The organism is Actibacterium sp., assembly GCF_055134745.1.
The window spans coordinates 1-20,722 of record NZ_JBSRVX010000027.1 but is presented as its reverse complement, the minus strand read 5'-3'; the positions used below and the strand labels follow the sequence as shown (position 1 = coordinate 20,722).

Genomic DNA, 20,722 nt, shown 5'->3' with positions numbered 1-20,722 from the left:
ACGGTGGCACAACATGACGACGCAACCGAAAAAAACATGATCGACCCCATGGCCGACCCAGAACAATCCGCACAGCCCCAAACAGCACAAGAAGAAGCATCTCAACCGCCCGCGCCAAATCGGGACGAACAGTCCACGCCCACGCCAAAGGTTCCGCCCAGGCCGAAACGCAGTCGCAGCGGCGGCTTTCTGGGCACCGTAATCGGCGGAGTTCTGGCCGCCTGCATCGGCTTCGGCGCGGCGGTATATTTTTTGCCTGATGGCTTGTCCGCGCTGCGGCAGGATGATCAGACCACTGCCCTTGCCAGCAGCCTGGCTGCGCAGGACGACAGGATCACTGCCCTGACCGACCGTGTTCAAACGCTGTCGGATCGGCTTGCATCGCTGGATATCGTGGCAGAAATAGACCCGAAACTGGCTGATCTGCGGTCTGACATGCAAGCCGGTCTGTCTGATTTTGATGGCAAGATTAATGCGCTTTCCGGTGAAATAGGCTCTGTTAATTCGCGCCTGACGGCGGTTGAAAAGCGCCCTGTCGCCGCGATCGAGGACATATCCGGATCGGTCGCCGCCTATGAACGTGAGCTGCAGGCGTTGCGCGATGCCCTGGCTGAACAGCGCCAGCAGAACGCCCAGATTGCCGCCCGCATCAGCGACGCGGCCGACGGCGCCACGGCTGAAATTCGGGCGGCTGTCGAGCAGGCGCAAGTTTTGGAACAGCGCACGGCGATGTTGCGGGTCTCTGCCGCCCTTGAAACCGGGGCGCCCTATGCGGCCGCACTGCAATCGCTTGATGCGCAGGATATCCCCGCCGCATTGACCGATCATGCCGCTGTGGGTGTGCCCAGCCTTGCACAGCTGCGCGACAGCTTTGCCGAATATGCGCGCCAGGCGCTGACCGAGTCATTGCGTGCCGCACCTGGGGATCAGCCCGGCGGCAAGCTGACCAATTTCCTGCGTGCGCAGGTTGGGGCGCGGTCGCTGGTCCCGCGCGAAGGCAATGACCCCGATGCCATATTGTCACGCGCCGAAGCCGCCCTGGCGGTCGGCGATCTGGCCACCAGTCTGGACGAAATTTCCAGCCTGCCCGCCGAAGGACAGGCCGCTATGGCCGATTGGGTGGAGCAGGCAAGGATACGGCGCGATGCGTCAGACGCACTTGCCGCTTTTGCGGCTCGACTGAACCTGAACTGAGGATAATTCATGCTGTGGTCGCTGTTGAAGATCCTCCTCTTTGTGATTGTCGTCGCGGCGCTGGCCTTTGGTGCCGGGCTTTTAATGGAAAGCCGCGCCGGATTGCAGCTGTCGGTGGGCAATTGGGAGTTTACCATGGGGCCGCTTCAGGCGGTTATCGTGGCGCTGATTCTGCTGCTGCTGGTATGGACCGCGCTGCGCGTTGTCGGCTTTCTGGTGGCCCTGGTGCGCTTTGCGAATGGCGATGAAACGGCCCTGTCGCGCTATTTCAACCGCAACCGCGAACGCAAGGGGTTTCAGGCGCTGGCCGATGGGATGATGGCGCTGGCCTCGGGCGATGGTCGCGAAGCCATGGTAAAGGCCGCGCGTGCCGAACGCTTGCTGCACCGGCCCGAACTGACCAATCTTCTGACAGCCCAGGCCGCCGAAATGGCCGGCGATACGAAAATGGCGGTGGCTGTTTACAAGCGGTTGCTGCGCGACGACCGAACCCGATTTGTCGGGGTTCGTGGGCTGATGAAGCAAAAGCTGGCCGAAGGCGATACCGCCACCGCGCTGGAGCTTGCCAAGCGCGCCTTTGCGCTGAAACCAACCCATCAAGAGGTTCAGGACATCTTGCTGCGCCTGCAGGCCGAAAAGGCGGATTGGTCAGGCGCGCGTGAAACGCTCAGCGCCAAGCTGCGGCAGGGCAACCTGCCGCGCGATGTCTATAAACGTCGCGATGCGGTGCTGGCCCTGTCCGAGGCGCGCGAGGTTCTGACCGAAGGCAATTCAATCGAAGCCCGTGAAGCGGCCATCGAGGCAAACCGACTGTCGCCAGATCTGATTCCGGCCGCGATCATGGCCGCGCGCGGCTATATCGAACAAAAAAAGCCCCGCTATGCCAGCCGTGTTCTGAAAAAGGCATGGGAGGCCCAGCCCCATCCCGACCTCGCTGCCGCCTTTGCTGAAATACAGCCCGATGAGGACGCGGCCCATCGCCTGAAACGGTTCCGCGAATTGACATCCATCGCGCCCTATCACCCCGAAACCCGCATGCTGCTGGCCGAGCTGAACATCGCTGCAGAAGATTTCCCCGCGGCCCGCACCGCCCTGGCCAACCTGACCGAGATCGACCCCACCGCCCGCAACCTGACATTGATGGCGGCAATAGAGCGGGGGCAGGGCGCCGATGACAGCGTTGTACGCGGATATCTGACACGCGCGCTGACCGCCCCTCGCGGGCCGCAATGGATCTGTGACAATTGCGGAACCGTGCATGCAAACTGGGCCCCGACTTGTGCTCAATGCGGTGGTTTTGACACCCTGTCCTGGAAAAGCGCGACATCTGACGGGGCGCCGATGCCCCATGCCACAGAAATGCTGCCGCTGATCGTTGGCGCAACACCCCTACAAGAACAGGCACCCGACGAGGATGCAGATGACGCCGAAATCGTGGGGGACAAGGCGGGAATTTAGGGCTACCCATCGGGAATAGAGGGTGCTAAAGACCGCGCCACCAGGCCGCTGTAGCTCAGCTGGTAGAGCACGTCATTCGTAATGATGGGGTCGGGGGTTCGAGTCCCTTCAGCGGCACCATTTCCCTTTTATCCTTTGTCCAAGCCTTGATTTGCACGATATGCGGCCCTTTCGATGCGCATATCGTTCGCGCTGCATAAGCAATACGCGCTTTTTCGCCTGACTGAACCTGTGGACGCGCCACCACAGGTCCAAACACCCTTAATCACTGGAAAAAGCACGAGCTTTGTGGTTTTCCAATCCTGACGATAGCCCTTGATCAGACGGAGTTCTGACATGCCAATTATCCGCGCGGATACAAAGCTGATATTCTTTGCGCATGTGCCCAAATGCGGTGGCTCGGCTGTTCAGGATTATCTGCATGACCGTTTCGGAATCTTGGCTTTTGAAGACCGGCAGTATCTTTCGGTTCCCGACCGGCTGCGCTGGACGCGCACCTCGCCGCAGCATATCGATGCGGCGTCGCGCGACCGGCTTTTCCCGCCGGGATTCTTCGATTTTACCTTTGCCATAGTCCGGCATCCTGTCGCCCGGGTTATCAGCGCCTATCATTTTCAGCTGGAAGTCGAACAGACGATCTCGCGCAATATCAGTTTTGGCGACTGGATGTTCTCGGTTGCCGAAGAAATGGAAGAACGTCCCTTTGCCTATGACAACCATCTGCGCGCGATGGACGATATCGTGCCTGCGGATGCGCGGATATTCTATCTGGAGCACGGGCTGGATGCGCTGGTGCCCTGGTTCGACCAGGTGACAGGCACCAAGGCCGGTCCGCGCGCCGTCCGGCCCAGCAACAAACGCGGCGATCTGTCCAAGGTCAGCTCTGAAAAGGTGCGCCCGACCGGGACCGAGCTTGCGCTGATTGAAAAGATGTATTCGAAGGATTTTGAGCGTTTCGGCTATCAGTTGGGCAAGCCCATGCCATTGGCCAAGCCGCCTGTCTTGTCGCCCGAAGCCATTGCCGAGCGTGACATGGAACTGGCGCGCGGCAAGCCGCTGGGCAAGCGGATCGTTCGCAAATTGGCGCGGCTTGGGCGGGGTTAGGTTATTTCGCGGCGCGCTGATAGGCCGCGATCAATGTATCCACCTGATGATCCCAGCTCAGCTCGGCCTGCACGCGCTTGCGCCCAAATTCGCCCATGGCCTTGCGTTTTTCGGGATCGTCCAGCAGAAGAACGATCTTGTCGGCCATATCGGCCGTGTCATTCGGGCGCGCATAAAGCGATGCTTCCTGCGCCGAAAAGCGGCCCTCTGAGACTTCAAACTGAACGATGGGTTTGGAAAATGCCATATATTCCAATATCTTGTTCATTGTCGATTTATCGTTCATTGGATTGACTCTGTCCGGGTTCACGCAGACATCGGCCGAGGAAAGCACTTCGAACAGATCATGATCGGGGGCGCGGCCAGTAAAGGTGACATGGTCCGATAACCCCATCTCTTGCGCCAGTGATTTCAGGCTGTCCAGCGCCGGGCCACCGCCGACCAATACAAACTGAACGTCGCGCTTGCGGTTGTGGATTATGTCCGCCGCCGATTCCAGCAACAGATCCAATCCTTCCTGATCGCCCATCACGCCAACATATCCGACCATGTGCTTGCGGCCGTTACGCCAAGCCGGATTTGGCTGAACTACGTTCAGGCGCGTCAGGTCAGGGCCTGAGCGGACAACGAATACATCCTCGGGCTTTTTCTTGCCGCGGCTAAGGGCAATGTCACGATATGAATTATTGGTGGAGATCACCACATCCGCCGTGCGGAAATTCATCCGCTCAAACATCACCATCAACCGCCAGAAAAAGTCGCGGCGGTTGAATTTCGCCTCGTACAGTTCGGGGTTTATGTCGTGGTGATCGAAGATATAGCGCTTGCCGAACAGCTTGAATGGTTTGGCGATCAGAAAGATGAGATCGGGCGGATTGCAGCCCTGGATTGTATCAAAGCCATGCTTGCGCGCGACCTTGATCGCAAGACGAAATTCGTGCCATAGCGCCGCGCCATATTCCAGCAGATAGCCTGCCGCGCCCTTGGCATCCAGGGGCAGAGGGTGGCGATAGATATGTACGCCCTCGATTTCTTCATATCGGGCCTCATAGCCCTTGCCGGTGGGACAGATAACGGCCACTTGCGCCCCGGCTGCCGTCAGGGTTCGGCATTCATGCCAGACCCGCCGATCAAAAGGCAAAGGCAGGTTTTCAACAATGATAAGCACCTTGCGGCCCGCCAGGGGCTGGGCAACGCGCACATCATCAAGGCGAGGGGTGATAGCCATATTCATGTCAGCAGTCTGACCTTTGCAATGTCGATTACTTCAACGTTCCGATATCCAATATGGAAAGGCTATCAGGCAAATTCAGCAATTTTATGGTCGCATTCGTGGCCAGAACGCGGTCATAGCTGCGCGTCTCGGCATCGGCCTTGGCGATCAGCAATCGCTCCAGCGTGGGCAGTCGGGAATAAGCATAGCCCAGATTGGCACCTATCAGCATGTCGGCCTCGATCGCGGGATCGAAGATTTCGACCGTAAAGCCTGCGGCCAGCAACTTGCGCGCCAGATCGACATTCGGGCTTTCACGCAGATCGTCGGTTCCGGCCTTGAATGCCAGCCCAGCAATCAGGATGCGCGCGCCAGCAGGCAAACCGCCGGCTGCATATTCGAACAGGGCATGTTTATGCGCTTCGTTCGAACGGATCAGGCTGTCGACCAGATGCAGATTGGCCCCGATATCGGCCCCGATATGCTGCAATGCGCGCACATCCTTGGGCAGACATGATCCGCCAAACGCGCCACCGGGCCGGGTGTAATAGGGCGAAATGTTCAGCTTGGTGTCCGATACGAAAATCTCATGCACCTTCTGTGCCGAAATTCCTGCGTTCAGACATACGCGCCCGATCTCATTGGCAAAGGCAACCTTGACCGCGTGCCAGGTGTTATCGACGAATTTCGTGATTTCCGCCTCGCGAAAACCTACCAGGAAAGTCGGCGCGTCGATGTTCTGGTTCAGCGACTGCATCGCCTTGTTAGGCTTGCCATCTGAAGTGCCGATCACGATCTTCGGGGGCTCGAAATAATCCTGAACCGCAGAACCTTCGCGCAGGAATTCGGGGTTATAGACCAGCGCGACGCGGTCGGGACTATCGGCACCAAGGGCCGCAGCAAAGATGGGCTGGATCAGCTCTTCTATTGTGCCGGGGCGAATGGTCGACCGATAGGCGACGGTCAGTTTGCTGTCAGGGCGCCGTTTCATCGCATCTGCAATCTGAACCGACACATCCGCGATATAGCGCATGTCATGCGCGCCATCCGGTGCAGAAGGTGTGCCCACACAGACGATCGCCAGATCGGCCCCGGACAGGTGATCGCCAATTGCGGTATCGGCCGCAAAAAGGCCATCGCGCAGCGCGGCTTGCAGCATGTCCTGAACCTTGGGTTCGACAATCGGTGCCGTGCCCGCGTTGATGGCATCGACCTTCTTGCGATTGGGGTCGATCCCGATGACGGTATGACCCTCGCTTGCGATACAGCAGCCGGCCGTGAACCCGACATACCCCAAACCCAGAATTACTATTTTCATTACCAGTCGATCCTTGCCCGATAGTCGGCCTGTATTGCGCGACAGGCTAAACTCTCTAAGTAACGGTTTCTACACGAAAGTTTCCAAGTCACGGTATTACCTAATTCCAGCCGCGTTTCTGCCTGCCCGACAGCCAGAAACTGCCACGGATGCGCATGAATCCGCCATCAGGATGGCAAAATCGGTCAACGAGATGCTGCACGCTCGATCACGACCGCCATGGCCCAGCCGCCTAGAAAACCGCCAAGATGGGTTTGCCAGGCCAGATGCCCGTTCATCGCCCACCACAGGGCGACATTCAGACCGATCAGATATCCCAAAGCCCGGATCACAGGCCATTGGCCCAGACGTAGCGCGCGCCGATCAGCATAGGCCCAGCCGACAATCGCCCCGGCAAGCCCGAAGAGCGCCCCGGATGCGCCTACCATCGGTTGCAGGCTGCTGGTCAACAGCCCATAGGCCAGCGCCCCTGTCAGCAGGGAGAATCCATAAATGGCCATGAACCACAGATTGCCGACCCGCCAGACGATTGAGCGCCCCAATGAATAGAGCGTAAACATATTGACGCCCAGATGGATTAGCCCCCCATGCAAAAACCCATAGGTCACAAACATGGTAATTGCCTGACCGGGAAAGTTTGGCGTCCAGCCATACAGCAGACCCGGCCAGAAGCCGCCAAATTCATAGGCCGCCAGCCGCAACCGGGGCCAGCCACCAAGACCAGCATCCGCTGCAGACAGGACGAGTTCGATTACTGTGCAGACGATGATCAGACCAACCGGAAACAGCGCCGCCGATCCGCGGGCGCGATGTCTGGCGCCCGCCGCGGAACCATCGGATTCAACGCGACTCATCGCCCTATTCCGGGACAAAGCGGGGAAGTTTTGGCAGGCTCAGTTCCATGAAGCGGTGCAGTCGAATGTCGGCATCGGCCTCGGTTTCGTCTTCGGCAATTGGCGTCACAAAACGCACCAGCGCCCCATCGGTGCGCCCCATTGTCAGGCTGTCATACAATACCGACGCCTTGGCCAAATAGTCATTGGTCATGCGTTTGCCGCGCTGTTCAAACCAGTAATAGACCAACTGCCGCGAAACGCCCTTTTCGATGACCGCGCGGTTTACCGCAAAGGTGCCATAGGGCGTGTCGGGGAATGAGACATTGTAGGGATCAAGTGAATACACTTCCCAACCGCCGACTGGCAGACAGACCTCGGGGGAATGAATGCCGGTGCCGTCGGTCTGGTTGTGATAGAATGCGATAAACTGGTTGACGACGCCCCGTTCACCAGGCGCTGCAAAGGTCACGTTGATATAGTCATCCGCGCTGAGCGTGCGCTCTACATCCTGATCCAAGCGCTGGCGCACACCCGACCATGACCCGATCGAACTGGGAAACAGGGTGAATGGATCACGCTCTATCGGCGGTGCCTCGGTCGGCTTCATCGTGCCCCAGGCCAGCGTGATGACCAGCGTGATCGCGGTGGCCACCATCATCGCGCCAGCGGGGCGAATGGTCAGGAACCGCGCCAGAATGCCGCCAAAACCCTGGAAATCCAGATCTATCGCATCCGACAGCGACAGCGGATTGGGTGTCAGCCGCTGCAAGGCAATGGCCATTCCGAATAGAATGGCGATACAGGACAGAAAGATCACCCAGCCTTCGAAGAAATGCAGAAACCCTTCGGCTTGCTGGATGCCATAGCTGTTGACCAGAACGCCGATCATCCCGATCCGGAACGAGTTCATCAAAACGGTCAGCGGGCCGGCTGACAGCAACAGAACCGCCTTATGCCAGACCGGGCCGCGATATAGGATCGCGAACAGATACGAAAACGACAGGATCGGGAACAGATAGCGCAAACCCGAACAGGCTTCGGCAACCTGAAGCTGATAGACTCCCAGGTCGATGATATTGCCTTCCAGAAACACCGGTATACCTGCCAGCGAAACGAACCAGACGCCCAGTTCCGACGATATGCCCTGCAAGACGATCGACAATTTCCAATACAGAAATTGCGGCAGTGGCAACATGAAGATCAGATGCAGCACCGGCGCCCAATGCTTGCGGCCACGATCCCACCCGAACACCGTCAGGGTCACGCCCCCGACCCACAGAATAAAGCCATAAGTGACAAAGTCGGGAATTCGGATGACATTGCCCAACAGGGCAATCAGCAAGGCCGCGCCAATAACGATGATACCGGGCAGCCTGTCGGCAACACTTTCAGCAGGCAGCGGCATGCGCCGCAATTCGCGCAAGAACAGATACAGCGATATGAAGGGGATCAACACGCCATAGCTGTATTCCGGCGTGGTCCAGGACCGGCCGAGCGATGCGAACCCGATCCAGAACAGCGGCACGGCAGTCAGACACAGCGCCGTAAACCAGAACAACCCCGCCGGATTTGCCGACCGGAACAAGGATTGAAGGCTGGAATTCTGAACGCTTTGCAACCTGAACCTGTTCACCCAGTGATTCTGCACCGCAGAAACATGCCGCGATATACAAGCCTATCTATAGCATCTCTGTCAGAGTTTTCCACAGGCACGCGCAGAGCCAAGGAATTGGCAACTGCTTGTGCCGAAACTGGAAACAGTCTTTGCGATACCGTGCTTAAGGTATGAACGAGAAACTGCGCTGAATGCCAAAGAACACCGTATTCGCGTCGATATCCGCCCGGCCTGTTTTCTCGGACAGGTCATATTCATAGCCAGTATTCATGTCCCAATTGGGCGTCAGGCTGCGGGTATAGGTAATCTTGGCCTTGGTGCGCTGTGTATCCGTGCCGCCGGGCGTCAGAACATTATAATCCGAATAGGAGAATGTTGCGCCAAACTTTGACACAGAATTGATATCATATTGATATCCTGCGGAAAACTGGCTGCGCAGGGCTTCGTTTCCGCTATTGTCGGTCAACGCGGCCTGTGACAGCGACGCCGTGAACGTGCCGGTCTTGAGCTGACGCTTGTAGTTCAGGTTAGCCACGGGCTCTGCATCGGTGTTGTCGGATTTCGTGACACCCAGCGACGCGCGCAGCGTTGCCAGGGGAAAATCAAGCGATCGCCCGATGGTGATCGTATCGCGCCGGCCGGTGGAAAACACATTGCTTGTATAGCTTGTGGTGATCTGGCCGTTGGGTCTGTCCAGATCAAAATTAAGCGCCAGCCCGACACCCTCACGGACGGCAGTTGTGCTGACAAGGCCAACCGTGCGGGTGGTTTCAGTGCGATTTTGGGTCAAATCGCCCGAAAAACGCAAGGCGGGCGAAATGTCGTAATCCAGCCCCAACCCAAAACCCGTCGTCAGGCGGGCGGTTTGGTTGACGTCTTCCGAGTCATAATCCTTGATACGGGCGATAATGCGGCCGACCGTCGTGGGGTTGATCTGGAAGCGAGCCGTTCCGTCGAACGATGCGGTTTCGTTGTCAAAAAGCGACGGGTCGGTTGTGTTGGAAAAGTCTCGCGCCAGATAGTCGGCCTTCAGCGACAGGCCGAACGGCGCGCCGATCCCGGTATCCAGCCCAAGACCAAATTGATAAACTTCGCGCTCGCCGCCGCTGACGCTCAGATCGGTAGGGTCGAAGCTGGGCGACAGGATACTATTGTTCACATCGGAAAAGCTGTAGCGCGCATCTGCGCTGAGCAGGCTGGTCGAAGTGCTTTGCGTATAGGCAAGCTGAACGAAAGGATTGGTCACTTTGGCGTCAGACTGGCCGCTGAAATCGCCCGCACGCAGCGCCGCGCCGCCATTCAGACGAAGCGTATGCGCGTTGTTTTCGCTGAACAGCGCGAAGCCAAGGTCGGTCTGCGAATAGATCGTTGTCCCGGTCGGGTTCACAACAAAGTTGTAATTGTCCGTCGCCTTGAGAGATTCATCCAGCGTGAAGGTCAACACTGGACCACCCTGTTGCGCAATGGCGCCCGAAAGCGGCCATGCGCAGACAGTGATCAGCCCAAAGGTGGATGTCAGTCTGGATCGGAATATTTTCTTCGTCACTCGAACAGGCGCCTTTCGGGAACAAGAATGACATCGCCATCGGCAAGAACGGCATTGCCAGTGAATGCCGCGCCGTTGGCCAATGCGCGGTAATTGATGGTGTAGACTTGCTCTACACCGGTGGCGGGATCAATCCGGCGCAACTGCACACGCTTCGTCGCCGCGAATTTTGTGAAGCCACCGCTTTGCGACAGGGCTTGCAACAATGTCGTGCCCGGTTCGACCGCCTTGACGCCGGCGCCGTTGACCTCACCCATCACGAAGACGTTGATCATTGGCGATGCGGCGGCCGCTGCTGCGGCTGCGGTGGCAGGCGAAAGATTGGCAACGGCGACATAAACATTGGGTTCGGTCGAAAAGTTCGACGCGATACCGGCGGCAATCGCGCGCTCGACCTGATTCACGGTGCGTCCGGCTGCCAGAACCGATCCGGCAAACGGAAAGCTGATGCGTCCATCGGGAAGAACCAGTGTATTGCGATTCAGCGTGGCGTCTTCCAGAACTTCGATCCGCAGGTTGTCGCCTGGTTGAATCAGATAATTGCCCTGTTGCGCGGCGGCGGCAGAAGCGGTGACAAAAAGTGACAGTAGAATAAGCGCGATGCGTTTCATGATCGGATCCTCTTTGGCTGCGCCCCCACAGCAAGTTGACTGAGTGATACGCCCTATCACACCGAAAAGGCAAAATTATTTTAAAAGTTGGGCGCCGGTTGGGTGTCATCTTGCAGCGAAGCGTCGCCCGGTGGCAACACATCGTTTTTTGAATGCGACTATTCGCCCTGCTCCAGACGGGCGATTTCCTGACGTGCCGCTTCAAATTGCGGGCGGCTGTCGTCGCCGGCCAGGTCGACCGCAAGACGCAACTGGCGCAGGGCGTCTGCATCACGATTCGCCGCCAGATAGGCCATTCCAAGATGATACTGAACCAGGGGATCCTGGGGCAGACCCCTTGCGGCGGGCTCCAGGTTTTCAAGTGCCTCGGAAATATTGCCGCGCCGATAGGCGATCCAGCCATAGGTGTCCTGATAGGGCGGAAAATCGCTGCCGCGCAGGCGGCGCGCAACGGCATAGGCGCGTTCAAGGCTTTGGTCATCATCGCGGGCCACCGACAACAGGCTGGCCAGGTTGTTGGCGATCACGCTGGTGGACGTGTTTTCAGAGTAAAGCGATTCATACAGCTTGATCGCCCCTTCCAGATCGCCATCTCGCTCCAGGAAAGTTGCCTTGGCCCAGCGCAGGTCGCGCCCTTCGGGCAAGACGTTCAGCGCCTGATCAAGCGTGGTTTTGGCTTCGTCGTCACGGCCGTCGCGGCTAAGCGTGCGAACCAGCTCCAGCCACAGGCGCTCGATCTTGTCATTTTCGGCCAGAAGCGCGCGATAGCGATCTTCGGCGGCCTTGAAATCACCGTTGGCAGACGCAACCGCAGCGTCGAGAAACTTGAACACGGATGAATCGGGGTTTTCGGCCAGAAGCTGGTTCAGATAACTGCGGGCGGCCTGTGGGTTTCCGCCAAGCATATGCGAACGAATGATGGCGATCTTGGCCGCCGTGTTGTCACCCTGTTCCTGGCTGAGGCTTTCAAGAAAGGCCAGCGCATCGGAATAGTTTTCTTTACCACGCAGGATTGCCAACCTGATCTGATCGGCCAGCGCCAGGGTCGCGGGGGAGTTCATGCCGCGCAGTGCGCGTTCAACCTGTTCGGCGCGCGGCCAGTCTTTCAACTGGACATAGATGCTGCCAAGGTCGGTCAGGATGTCGATATTGCCGGGTGCCTGCCGCAATGCATCCAGTAACACGCTTTCGGCTGCCAGCGGCTTGTTGGCCGAAACAAGAAAACGGGCGTAACGCAGGCTTTCGGCCGGCGCGCGGGCAGAGGCATTCACCGCCAGCGCCAGCAATTCACCGGCCAGTTCGCGATCGCCATTGCGCATATGCGCGCCGGCCATGATTGTCATGATGGACGGGTCCGAGGGGCTTTGATCCAATGCCTTGCGCAGTGAATTGATCGCAAGATCGGTCTGGTCGTTATTGATATACCACTGAGCCTGCATTTTCAGGGCTTCGACCATGCCGGGGTCTTCCTCAAGCACCCCTTCGACCAGGGCGCGGGCCCCAACTTCGTTGCCAGTCTGCGCCAGAATGCGGGCCAGCGTGATCTTGATGTCATGCGTCTGCGCCGAGGCAGGTGCATTGGTAACGATGTCTTGCAATTCGGCAATCGCCTGATCGTGTTTGCCGGCATCGAAATCCAGCCCGGCGCGCATTGCGCGGAAACGGTCGGTGTTCGTGCCTTCCTCGATCAGCTTGTCCAGTTCTGAGCGCGCTGCATCATATCCACGCGCCGTGGCCAGAAACTGCACCAGGGTTATGCGCGAATCGTCGTCCCGCTTGTCTGGCGTGATCTGTCCGCGCAGAAAGGTTTCGGCGCGATCAAGATCGTTGCGCGACATATAGAACCGGATCAGCTGGCTTTTCGAGGTTTGGTCGTCGGGGAAGGCGGCGACCATTTCCCGAAGGCGCTGTTCGACAGCCGCGTCGTCGCCGCGCGCTGTCAATAGCTGCAACCGCAGTCGATACAAAAGGATGTTTTCAGGGAAAAGGGCGATGGTTTCGTCGATTTCCCGCAGGGCTGCACTTTCCTGACCGTCGCGGATCAGCCCTTCGATCATCAGGTTTCGCAGAATCTCGTCAGTGGGAAGGACCGCTTTCAAAGCCAGGGCCTTTTCCAGAGTTTCCTTTTGCAGCGCGATATTATTGACGGTAAGCGCATCGTGATAGCGCAGCGCCAGTCCGATCGCCTGAATCGAGGGATCATCCGGTGCCAGTTCCAGTGCCTTGCCTCCCTGCACCGCGGCCGCGTCCCAATTGTTGGAGCGCAGCGCGATTCCGGCCATTGCCTTGCGGGCTTCGACATTCGTGGGGTCTTGTTCCGCGATCCGAAGATATTGGCCATACGCTTCCTGGGTATTGCCGCGCGCCAGAACCGTCTTGGCATAGATCAGGCGGGCATCCAGATGTTCACTGTCCAGCTTGAAGACGTTCTTGAATTCCAGCAGGGCGCGGCTTTCGTCACCAGCCTGCAGAAGTCGAAGACCATTCTGATAATGTTTTTCGGCCCGTTCTTCAGCGGTATCGCAGGCCGACAGCAAGAAAACGCTGCCAATCACCACAATAACACGAACGAAATTAGCCAGTTTCATCTGCCCACCATACTGCTTTGTTCTTGTCTGGACATATAGCATTCCCGACACAACCCTAAAGCGCGCGAATACATTCGCGCGCCAATAAGGCAAAATTCAGGTCAATGTCAGAATTAGTAACCGGTACCCTTGATGACAACCGCGACAGTGCGCAACAGAATCATCAGGTCGGTTTTCAGCGAGACTTCATTGTCATAGCGCCCGTCGAAGATCGCGCGGCTTTTGAATTCGCTGTCGTTCCGGTTGGATACTTGCCAGGGGCCAGTGATGCCGGGGCGAAGATTGTAATAGGCCGATCCCGGGTAAAGATCGCGCTGCGAACACATCATCGGGCGCGGCCCGACCAGGGACATGTCACCGACCAGGACGTTCAGAAGCTGCGGAAGCTCATCGAGCGAGGTCTTGCGCAGGAACTTGCCCATCCATGTGATGCGCGGATCGTTCTTCAGCTTTTGCGAGCTGTCCCATTCGGCGCGCGCTTCGGCGTTCTTGGAAAGGTAGGTTTCCAGATGGGCTTCGGCGTTGGGCATCATCGTGCGCAACTTCCACATCTTGAACACACGGCCACCTTTGCCCACGCGCTCCTGGCGGTAGAACGGATTGTGTCCGTCAAGCGCGACAAGAATGGCCAGAACCGTGATGATGGGAACCACGATCGGGACAAGCAAGACCAGCGCAACCAGATCAAAAAGGCGCTTTGTATAACGTCTGTAAAACATTTCTTTACCGGTGCGAGGCGCAATGATTTCGGATTTTGTAAGCAACTCAGCCTCTTTCGGGTTTTTCGGAAAATTTACCGTCATCTAAACCCACCAACACCGGGTCGGTGCCTCGGAAACAATTGAAGGGTCAACACTGTTACCCACTTAAACGCTGACCGGATGTTATCAAGGACCGGTATCAACGCAGACTGTATAGCACTGAAGCCTGAGCCGGGCAATTTGGGTGCGTCGGCACAAACCTGCGCATCGCGCCGTAAATAATTGAAAATAAAGTAAAATTTTGAATTTTGATGCAGAAATGACGTTTTCGTTTTTGCTGCATTTGTGCCAAATTTCGTGCAAACGACAAAATGTAGATGTCCGTTTGTAAACAATAGCCGAAAAACCTGCGGACTTTTACGGTTCATTCTACGATCTTTCGCGAATCGAATTCCGCTGTGGTGGTTTTTTGCGCCGCAGAATCGATGATGTGACAACGGCTTAGCAATGCCGCATTGCAGCAGAAAATGGAAGCGGTCCGAAGTAAGTCAACGTCTGAAGGCCGTATTATTGGTTCCTTCCGCTGGCCAACATGCCCAATCAGCGGGCATTGTCGCGTCTGCGAAACAACACGGTGAATTTAGGTGACTTATGGGGTGAACCCCGACAAAAAAACGGGTATCAGATTGGCTTGGTGACTTCCCGCATATGGCAGGGCGTTCTGGCCGGTCCCAGAGCCGTAACACAGACGACGATGCCGATCAGGGGAGTAGGATTGCAGGTGAGTACTTTGGTCAGCACCGGAATATATACAGAGTTCTTCAAACTGAAAGAACGCCCGTTTACCCTGCTTCCGGATCCGGATTTCATTTTCTGGACCGGCTCGTATCGCCGTGCATTTACGCTACTTGAATACGGGATCGTGTCGCGGGCACCCATTACGGTGATCACCGGCGAGGTTGGCGTTGGCAAGACCACGCTTGTGCAAGCGCTGCTGAAAGCGGTGGAGCAGGACACAACCGTCGGCCTTGTGTCGAACGCCCAGGGTGGGCGGGGCGATCTGCTGCGCTGGATTCTGAACGCACTCGGTATCCCGGTCGATCCCCATTCCGACTATGTAGGTATGTTCCAGTTGCTGCAGGATTTCCTGTTGCAGGAATATGCGGCGGGCCGGCGCGTGGCTGTGATCATCGACGAGGCGCAGAATCTTTCGGTCGAGGCGCTGGAAGAATTGCGCATGCTGACCAATATAAATTCCAACAAGGATGAGTTGATTCAGCTGATCCTGGTTGGTCAGCCAGAGCTGCGCGAAATGGTCACACGCCCCAGCTTGCGTCAATTTGCCCAGCGCGTGGTGGCGAGTTTTCACCTGAGCGCAATGGATCTGGAAAGCACCGAAGCCTATATCGAACATCGGCTGAAACATGCGGGCGGAACAGGCAAGGAATTTACCAAGGACGCGATCAAGCTGATCTTTGAATATTCGTCTGGTATTCCGCGGCTGACAAACAAAATATGTGATATATCAATGGTTTATGCTGCTGCGGTTGAAAACGCCTATATTGATGCGGATACGGTGAAAGAGGTTCTGGAAGATAATATATTCCTGATAACCCGGGCATCGGAAGACCCCGGCGATTTGCCCACAACCGCCCCAACCAAGCGCGATGAGGCTGCTGAATGAATTCGGACATCAAATACCATCTTTCCGCCTTTGGTCGGCGCCTGCCGGTATTCCTGATTACCTGCGCCGTCCTGATCGCTATTGCGCTGGGTCTGGCTCTGTTCCTGCCGACGGTCTATTCGACACGCGCGGTCCTGCTGATTGAATCGGCGCAGATACCCGGTAACCTGGCGGCCTCGACGGTTCAGACGAACGCGCCCGAGCAGTTGCAGATCATCCAGCAACGCACCATGACCCGCGCCACGCTGATCGACCTGGCGAGAAAACACAATGTTTATGAAAACATTGATGAAATGAGCGCTGATGAGATCGTGAACGCGATGCGCCGCGATACCAATCTGAACGGGTCCAGCGGCAAGAACAGCGCAACATTCATGAGCATTGGGTTCAAAGGCCGCTCTGCTCAGGTGGTTGCAAATGTGGTCAACGATTATGTCACGCGCATCCTGGATGAAAACGTGCGCCTGCGGACCAGCATGGCCGAGGAGACACTGGACTTTTTCAAGAAAGAGGTCGAACGGCTGAGTGCCGAGCTGGATGTGAAGGGCGCCAAGATACTGGAATTCCAGAATGCCGCCGGGGCGGCATTGCCAACGGCGCTGAATTACCAATTGCAGCGCCAGACATCGTTGCAGGGACAATATGATCAGTTGTTGCGCGACAAGGCGGCCCTGCAGGACCAGCGACAGCGCCTGATCGAGGTTTTCCAGTCCACCGGCCAGTTGTCGGCGGCAGCGGCGCCCACGGCGAATATGACCCCCGAACAGCGCCAGCTTGTCCAGCTGCAGGATCAGCTGGTCGCCGCGCTGGCGATCTATTCGGAACAGAACCCCAAGGTTAAGGTGCTGCGCGCACGTATCGAACAACTGGAGGCTTCGATCGGCGGGCAGGTGGGTGTCATCTCTAACAGCCAGGGTAACGCGGCACTGGATGCTCAGCTTGCGCAGATCGATTCCCGCATCGCGACAATCGACGCGCAGATCCCGACCATTCAGCAGCAGCTTGAGGATGTTGGCAAAACAATCGACGCAACGCCGGGTAACTCGATTACCCTGCAAGCCTTGCAGCGTGATTTCACAAATATCCAGCAGCAGTATAATACGGCCGTGGCACGGCTGTCGCAGGCCGCAACCGGTGAACGGATCGAGCTGTTGTCCAAAGGGCAGCGGATCACCATCATCGAGCAGGCAGTCGCCCCCACCGAACCGGCCAGCCCGAACCGGCCCCTGATCGCCGTTGGCGGGGTTTTTGGGGGTCTCGCCGCCGGATTTGGCCTGGTCATGGTGCTGGAGTTCCTGGACAAATCCATTCGGCGACCCACCGATCTGACCAAGGCACTGGGCATCACGCCGCTCGCTTCGATCCCCTATATGCATTCGCCGGTTCAGGCATCGCGCCGCCGGATGGTTATCGTCGGGGTCGTGATTGCCATTATCGCCTTGATCGTGCTGGGGCTCTACTTCGTGCAGACGCAAGTCATGCCGCTGGATCTGGTCTGGACACAATTCATGGAACGGCTGGGGCTGTAGGCTGAACTGAAGGCCGGGCATGTCACGGCCATTTTCGGAACGAGGATAGAGATGGAAAAACTGCAGGCAGCCCTGGAACAGGCCCGCAAAAAGCGCGGCGCGGGCGGTGGTCGTACGAATGGCTTGTTGACCGAGGGGTTTGTTCCAAGTGCAACCCAAGAGGCGTGGGATGCGCTTGCACCGATGGAGCAAGATGAAAAATCTTTGCAACAACAGCGCATCATCGCACAAGCGGGGGGCGCACAGGCGACGTCTTACGACATGCTGCGCACCAAGGTCTATCAGATGATGAAGTCGAATGGCTGGCGGCGGCTGGCAATCACATCCCCCAGCCCGGGCAGCGGCAAAAGCACGACCGCTGCCAATCTGGCCGTAGGGCTGGGGCGGCAGGTCGATCAGAACATCGTCTTGATGGAAATGGACATGCGACGGCCCAGCCTGGCAAAGCTGTTTGGCTGCACCGGCGAATACAGCGTCTTTGACGTTCTGGAACAACGGGTTACATTTGCTCAGCAGGCGCGCCGTTTGGGCAAGAACCTGGCCGTGTCGATAAATTACCATTACGCACGCGACCCGTCCGAGCTTTTCCTGCGGTCGCGGACCGCCGAAATCATTGACGGGATCGAGGCAGATTATCAGCCTGGGATCATGCTGTTCGACATGCCACCGATGCTGGCGAATGACGATACGCGTGCGTTCCTGGGCAATGTCGATTGTGCCCTGATCATCGCCGAGGCCGGGGTATCGACCCCAAAGCAGATCGACCTTTGCGAACGTGAACTGGCCGAACAGACGAATATTCTTGGGGTCGTCCTGAACAAATGCCGATTCCCCGATGATGCCTATGGGTATGGCTATAAATACTGACCTGCACAAATGCGGGGCGGGGCAAGGTGAAACCCATGGCACAGCGCAGCACTGATGATGCGTCGTATGCGGTCATCATTCCGCATTACAATGATCATGATCGGCTGGGCCGTTGTCTGGCCGCGCTTGTGCCGACGGTTCCGCACACGGTCGAGGTTGTGGTTGTCGACAACCAGTCACCTGTCTCGCTGAAAGGGCTGTCGAGCCGTTTTCCAACGGTCCGGTTCGTGACCGAGCCAACCAAAGGCGCCGCCGCAGCCCGGAACCGTGGCGTTCTGGAAACCACCGCGCCCAATCTTTTCTTTCTGGATGCCGATTGCATACCTGACCCGTCATGGCTGGAAACGGCGATGCAGGTTGTTTCACCCGATACGGTCATAGGCGGGCGGATTGATGTATTTGACGAGGGCGATGGCCCGCGCAGTGGTGCACAGGGATTCGAAACGGTCTTTGCCTTTGATCAGAAAGCCTATGTCGAAAAAAAGGGTTTCTCGGTCACCGCCAACCTGCTGACCACGCGCGAGGTGTTCAATCAGGTCGGACCGCTGCATGCTGGTGTGTCCGAAGATGTGGATTGGTGCCACAGGGCGACTCAAAAAGGGTTTCGGCTGCTATACGAAGATGCATTGGTCGTGCGACATCCGACACGATCGGATTGGCCCGCGCTGGTCCGAAAATGGCGCCGCATGACGGATGAGAATTTTGAGCTGATACGCCGGCGCCCCATGGGCCGATTGAAATGGGCAGGACGGGCCATGTTGATGCCGGTCAGCGTGCTTGCGCATCTGCCAAAGGTTCTGACTGCCGCGCAGTTGAAATCCCCGACCGAACGCAGTCGCACCGCATTTGCGTTGATGCGGTTGCGTTTGCTGCGCGCGCGCTGGATGCTGACACAGGCATATCGCGGGGTTTAGTCAAGACAACAAGACCTGCCTTCGTTGCAATATATGATAAAGAGCGTTTGATGTAATCGGGTTCTGGCCTTTTCATCGATCGTCATATTCCCAGCACATCTTCGATTTCAATCAATTCGAGATGCGCGCCGCCAGAGAGTCATGTGTTTGTCTCTCTCGCAGTCATAGGAGAAAAACATCATGCAATTTGCACAACTAGGTCAGTCCGGAATTTTTGTGTCGCGTCTTTGCCTGGGCACCATGACCTTTGGCGGGGATAGCGCCATTGCTAAGGTTTTGGGCGGGTTAAGCCAGCCCCAGGTGGATGAAATCGTCGGTCAGGCGATCGAAGCGGGTATCAACTTTGTAGATAGTGCGGATGTATATAGCGCCGGAGAGTCCGAGATCCGGCTCGGCGAGGCCTTGCGCGGGCGCCGCAACGAGGTTGTCCTTGCAACAAAATGCGGTGGAACAGTGGGATCATTGCCCAACCATTCCGGTCTGACACGCTTGCATATGATGCGTGCGCTTGAAGATAGCCTGCGACGGCTTAAGACAGATCACATTGACCTTTATCAGCTGCATAATTTTGATCCCTGGACGCCGCTGGATGAAACGTTGCGCGCCTTGGACGACATGCTGCGCCAGGGCAAGGTACGTGCCATAGGATGCTCGAACTTCATGGCGTGGCAACTGGTCAAGGCGCTTGGCATTTCCGAAAGAAAGGGACTGGGCAAGTTTGCGTCTATTCAATCGTTCTATTCGTTGGCCGGGCGTGACATCGAGCGCGAACTGGTTCCTGCGCTGAATGACTCCGGGGTCGGCCTGATCTGCTGGAGCCCTCTTGCCGGCGGGTTATTGTCTGGAAAATTCAGCCGCGATGGTGCAAGCGATCCGGCGGCACGTCGCAGCACGATAAATTTCCCGCCCGTCGATCTGGAAAAGACTTATGATGTCATCAATGCCTTGCAGATCGTGGCGACCCGACACGATGCAACCTGTTCGCAGATCGCCCTTGCCTGGCTATTGGCGCAGAAACACGTGACGAGCGTGATCACAGGTGTCAAACGCGCCGATCAACTTGCAGATAATCTCAAATCATTGGAGATCAGCCTGAGCGAAGATGATCTGGCGGAGCTGGATGCAGCCAGCAAAGTCTTGCCAACCTATCCCGGCTGGATTCAAACCTATGGGGCCGCGACAAAGGTGCCCAAGGGTTTTCCCTTTACCGGCAAAAGCTGGAGCATTGGCCAAGATCCGGTTTAGATGATCGCCGTTGCATTCCTTAAGCCCGACCGTTGCCATTCCAAGTGTGGTTTAGGTGTTATGCAGATCGGACCAGGACAGCAAATCCGGCCTGACGTTGCGATGCGCGCGAGGCCATAGCGACCGCAATAAGGTTTTCGATAAACATAATAAATCTTATCGGTTGTAGATATGTACGCGCAAAGTTAAAATGTCCCACATCTGCAAAGTAGAAATGTCACACTTCCCTGTTGATCAAGCAGGATTGGAGTGTGTCCGTGGGAATGTTGATCATGAGCGAGCGCGAGCTGAACCGCATA

Annotated in this window: 16 protein-coding genes and 1 tRNA gene; 9 read left to right on the top strand and 8 right to left on the bottom strand. The window is 57.1% G+C overall.

Going from position 1 to position 20,722, the window contains the following annotated elements; all coding sequences use genetic code 11:
• Nucleotides 1-3 precede the first annotated feature (3 nt).
• From ACTCHC_RS06275 to ACTCHC_RS06260, 4 genes are all read left to right on the top strand, one after another.
• Nucleotides 4-1,194 carry a COG4223 family protein gene (locus tag ACTCHC_RS06275; RefSeq protein ID WP_463021623.1) on the top strand — a complete coding sequence of 397 codons (1,191 nt, stop codon included), beginning with the start codon at nt 4-6 and terminating at the stop codon, nt 1,192-1,194.
• 9 nt (nt 1,195-1,203) lie between these two features.
• A complete protein-coding gene (locus ACTCHC_RS06270; RefSeq protein ID WP_463021622.1) occupies nt 1,204-2,652 on the top strand; it encodes a heme biosynthesis HemY N-terminal domain-containing protein in 1,449 nt (482 codons plus the stop codon).
• Between the two features lie 44 nt (nt 2,653-2,696).
• A tRNA-Thr gene (locus tag ACTCHC_RS06265) sits at nt 2,697-2,772 on the top strand.
• 216 nt (nt 2,773-2,988) lie between these two features.
• Complete coding sequence (locus ACTCHC_RS06260; protein WP_463021621.1) at nt 2,989-3,756, top strand: sulfotransferase family 2 domain-containing protein; 768 nt, start codon at nt 2,989-2,991, stop codon at nt 3,754-3,756.
• Between the two features lies 1 nt (nt 3,757).
• Here the strand turns inward: ACTCHC_RS06260 and ACTCHC_RS06255 are convergent, their stop codons facing one another.
• The 8 genes from ACTCHC_RS06255 to ACTCHC_RS06220 all read right to left on the bottom strand — a co-directional run bounded on the left by ACTCHC_RS06255 (nt 3,758) and on the right by ACTCHC_RS06220 (nt 14,202).
• Nucleotides 3,758-4,984: a glycosyltransferase family 4 protein gene (locus tag ACTCHC_RS06255; protein ID WP_463021620.1), complete on the bottom strand. Its 1,227-nt coding sequence runs from the start codon at nt 4,982-4,984 to the stop codon at nt 3,758-3,760.
• A gap of 34 nt (nt 4,985-5,018) precedes the next feature.
• Complete coding sequence (locus ACTCHC_RS06250; protein WP_463021619.1) at nt 5,019-6,287, bottom strand: nucleotide sugar dehydrogenase; 1,269 nt, start codon at nt 6,285-6,287, stop codon at nt 5,019-5,021.
• Nucleotides 6,288-6,472: 185 nt separating this feature from the next.
• Nucleotides 6,473-7,141 (bottom strand): rhomboid family intramembrane serine protease, encoded by a 669-nt coding sequence (locus tag ACTCHC_RS06245; protein ID WP_463021618.1) that lies wholly within the window; start codon nt 7,139-7,141, stop codon nt 6,473-6,475.
• A 4-nt stretch (nt 7,142-7,145) separates the two neighbouring features.
• Nucleotides 7,146-8,756: a VPLPA-CTERM-specific exosortase XrtD gene (gene xrtD / locus ACTCHC_RS06240; RefSeq protein WP_463021617.1), complete on the bottom strand. Its 1,611-nt coding sequence runs from the start codon at nt 8,754-8,756 to the stop codon at nt 7,146-7,148.
• Between the two features lie 145 nt (nt 8,757-8,901).
• Nucleotides 8,902-10,182 carry a hypothetical protein gene (locus tag ACTCHC_RS06235; protein ID WP_463021616.1) on the bottom strand — a complete coding sequence of 427 codons (1,281 nt, stop codon included), beginning with the start codon at nt 10,180-10,182 and terminating at the stop codon, nt 8,902-8,904.
• A gap of 98 nt (nt 10,183-10,280) precedes the next feature.
• On the bottom strand, nt 10,281-10,895 hold the full coding sequence (locus tag ACTCHC_RS06230; protein ID WP_463021615.1) for a polysaccharide biosynthesis/export family protein: 615 nt from the start codon (nt 10,893-10,895) through the stop codon (nt 10,281-10,283).
• A gap of 158 nt (nt 10,896-11,053) precedes the next feature.
• Nucleotides 11,054-13,483 carry a tetratricopeptide repeat protein gene (locus ACTCHC_RS06225; protein WP_463021614.1) on the bottom strand — a complete coding sequence of 810 codons (2,430 nt, stop codon included), beginning with the start codon at nt 13,481-13,483 and terminating at the stop codon, nt 11,054-11,056.
• A 113-nt stretch (nt 13,484-13,596) separates the two neighbouring features.
• Nucleotides 13,597-14,202 carry a sugar transferase gene (locus tag ACTCHC_RS06220; protein ID WP_463021613.1) on the bottom strand — a complete coding sequence of 202 codons (606 nt, stop codon included), beginning with the start codon at nt 14,200-14,202 and terminating at the stop codon, nt 13,597-13,599.
• Between the two features lie 763 nt (nt 14,203-14,965).
• Here ACTCHC_RS06220 and ACTCHC_RS06215 point away from each other — a divergent pair.
• The 5 genes from ACTCHC_RS06215 to ACTCHC_RS06195 all read left to right on the top strand — a co-directional run bounded on the left by ACTCHC_RS06215 (nt 14,966) and on the right by ACTCHC_RS06195 (nt 20,423).
• Nucleotides 14,966-15,868, top strand: a complete 903-nt coding sequence (locus tag ACTCHC_RS06215; protein WP_463021612.1) for an ExeA family protein — start codon at nt 14,966-14,968, stop codon at nt 15,866-15,868.
• Nucleotides 15,865-17,397, top strand: a complete 1,533-nt coding sequence (locus tag ACTCHC_RS06210) for a GumC family protein (protein ID WP_463021611.1) — start codon at nt 15,865-15,867, stop codon at nt 17,395-17,397. Before ACTCHC_RS06215 ends, ACTCHC_RS06210 begins: the two co-directional genes overlap by 4 nt.
• 51 nt (nt 17,398-17,448) lie before the next feature.
• Nucleotides 17,449-18,264: a CpsD/CapB family tyrosine-protein kinase gene (locus ACTCHC_RS06205; protein ID WP_463021610.1), complete on the top strand. Its 816-nt coding sequence runs from the start codon at nt 17,449-17,451 to the stop codon at nt 18,262-18,264.
• A gap of 35 nt (nt 18,265-18,299) precedes the next feature.
• Entirely contained in the window at nt 18,300-19,178 is an 879-nt protein-coding gene (locus ACTCHC_RS06200) for a glycosyltransferase family 2 protein (RefSeq protein WP_463021609.1), read from the top strand.
• A 180-nt stretch (nt 19,179-19,358) separates the two neighbouring features.
• Complete coding sequence (locus ACTCHC_RS06195; RefSeq protein ID WP_463021608.1) at nt 19,359-20,423, top strand: aldo/keto reductase; 1,065 nt, start codon at nt 19,359-19,361, stop codon at nt 20,421-20,423.
• Nucleotides 20,424-20,722 lie beyond the last annotated feature (299 nt).

What these genes read in the sequence shown, in the direction of transcription:
- ACTCHC_RS06270 (WP_463021622.1), top strand. Translation starts at nt 1,204, where the DNA reads ATGCTGTGGTCGCTGTTGAAGATCCTCCTCTTTGTGATTGTCGTCGCG.
- ACTCHC_RS06260 (WP_463021621.1), top strand. Translation starts at nt 2,989, where the DNA reads ATGCCAATTATCCGCGCGGATACAAAGCTGATATTCTTTGCGCATGTG.
- ACTCHC_RS06255 (WP_463021620.1), bottom strand. Translation starts at nt 4,984, where the DNA reads ATGGCTATCACCCCTCGCCTTGATGATGTGCGCGTTGCCCAGCCCCTG.
- ACTCHC_RS06250 (WP_463021619.1), bottom strand. Translation starts at nt 6,287, where the DNA reads ATGAAAATAGTAATTCTGGGTTTGGGGTATGTCGGGTTCACGGCCGGC.
- ACTCHC_RS06245 (WP_463021618.1), bottom strand. Translation starts at nt 7,141, where the DNA reads ATGAGTCGCGTTGAATCCGATGGTTCCGCGGCGGGCGCCAGACATCGC.
- ACTCHC_RS06230 (WP_463021615.1), bottom strand. Translation starts at nt 10,895, where the DNA reads ATGAAACGCATCGCGCTTATTCTACTGTCACTTTTTGTCACCGCTTCT.
- ACTCHC_RS06225 (WP_463021614.1), bottom strand. Translation starts at nt 13,483, where the DNA reads ATGAAACTGGCTAATTTCGTTCGTGTTATTGTGGTGATTGGCAGCGTT.
- ACTCHC_RS06220 (WP_463021613.1), bottom strand. Translation starts at nt 14,202, where the DNA reads ATGTTTTACAGACGTTATACAAAGCGCCTTTTTGATCTGGTTGCGCTG.
- ACTCHC_RS06210 (WP_463021611.1), top strand. Translation starts at nt 15,865, where the DNA reads ATGAATTCGGACATCAAATACCATCTTTCCGCCTTTGGTCGGCGCCTG.
- ACTCHC_RS06205 (WP_463021610.1), top strand. Translation starts at nt 17,449, where the DNA reads ATGGAAAAACTGCAGGCAGCCCTGGAACAGGCCCGCAAAAAGCGCGGC.
- ACTCHC_RS06200 (WP_463021609.1), top strand. Translation starts at nt 18,300, where the DNA reads ATGGCACAGCGCAGCACTGATGATGCGTCGTATGCGGTCATCATTCCG.
- ACTCHC_RS06195 (WP_463021608.1), top strand. Translation starts at nt 19,359, where the DNA reads ATGCAATTTGCACAACTAGGTCAGTCCGGAATTTTTGTGTCGCGTCTT.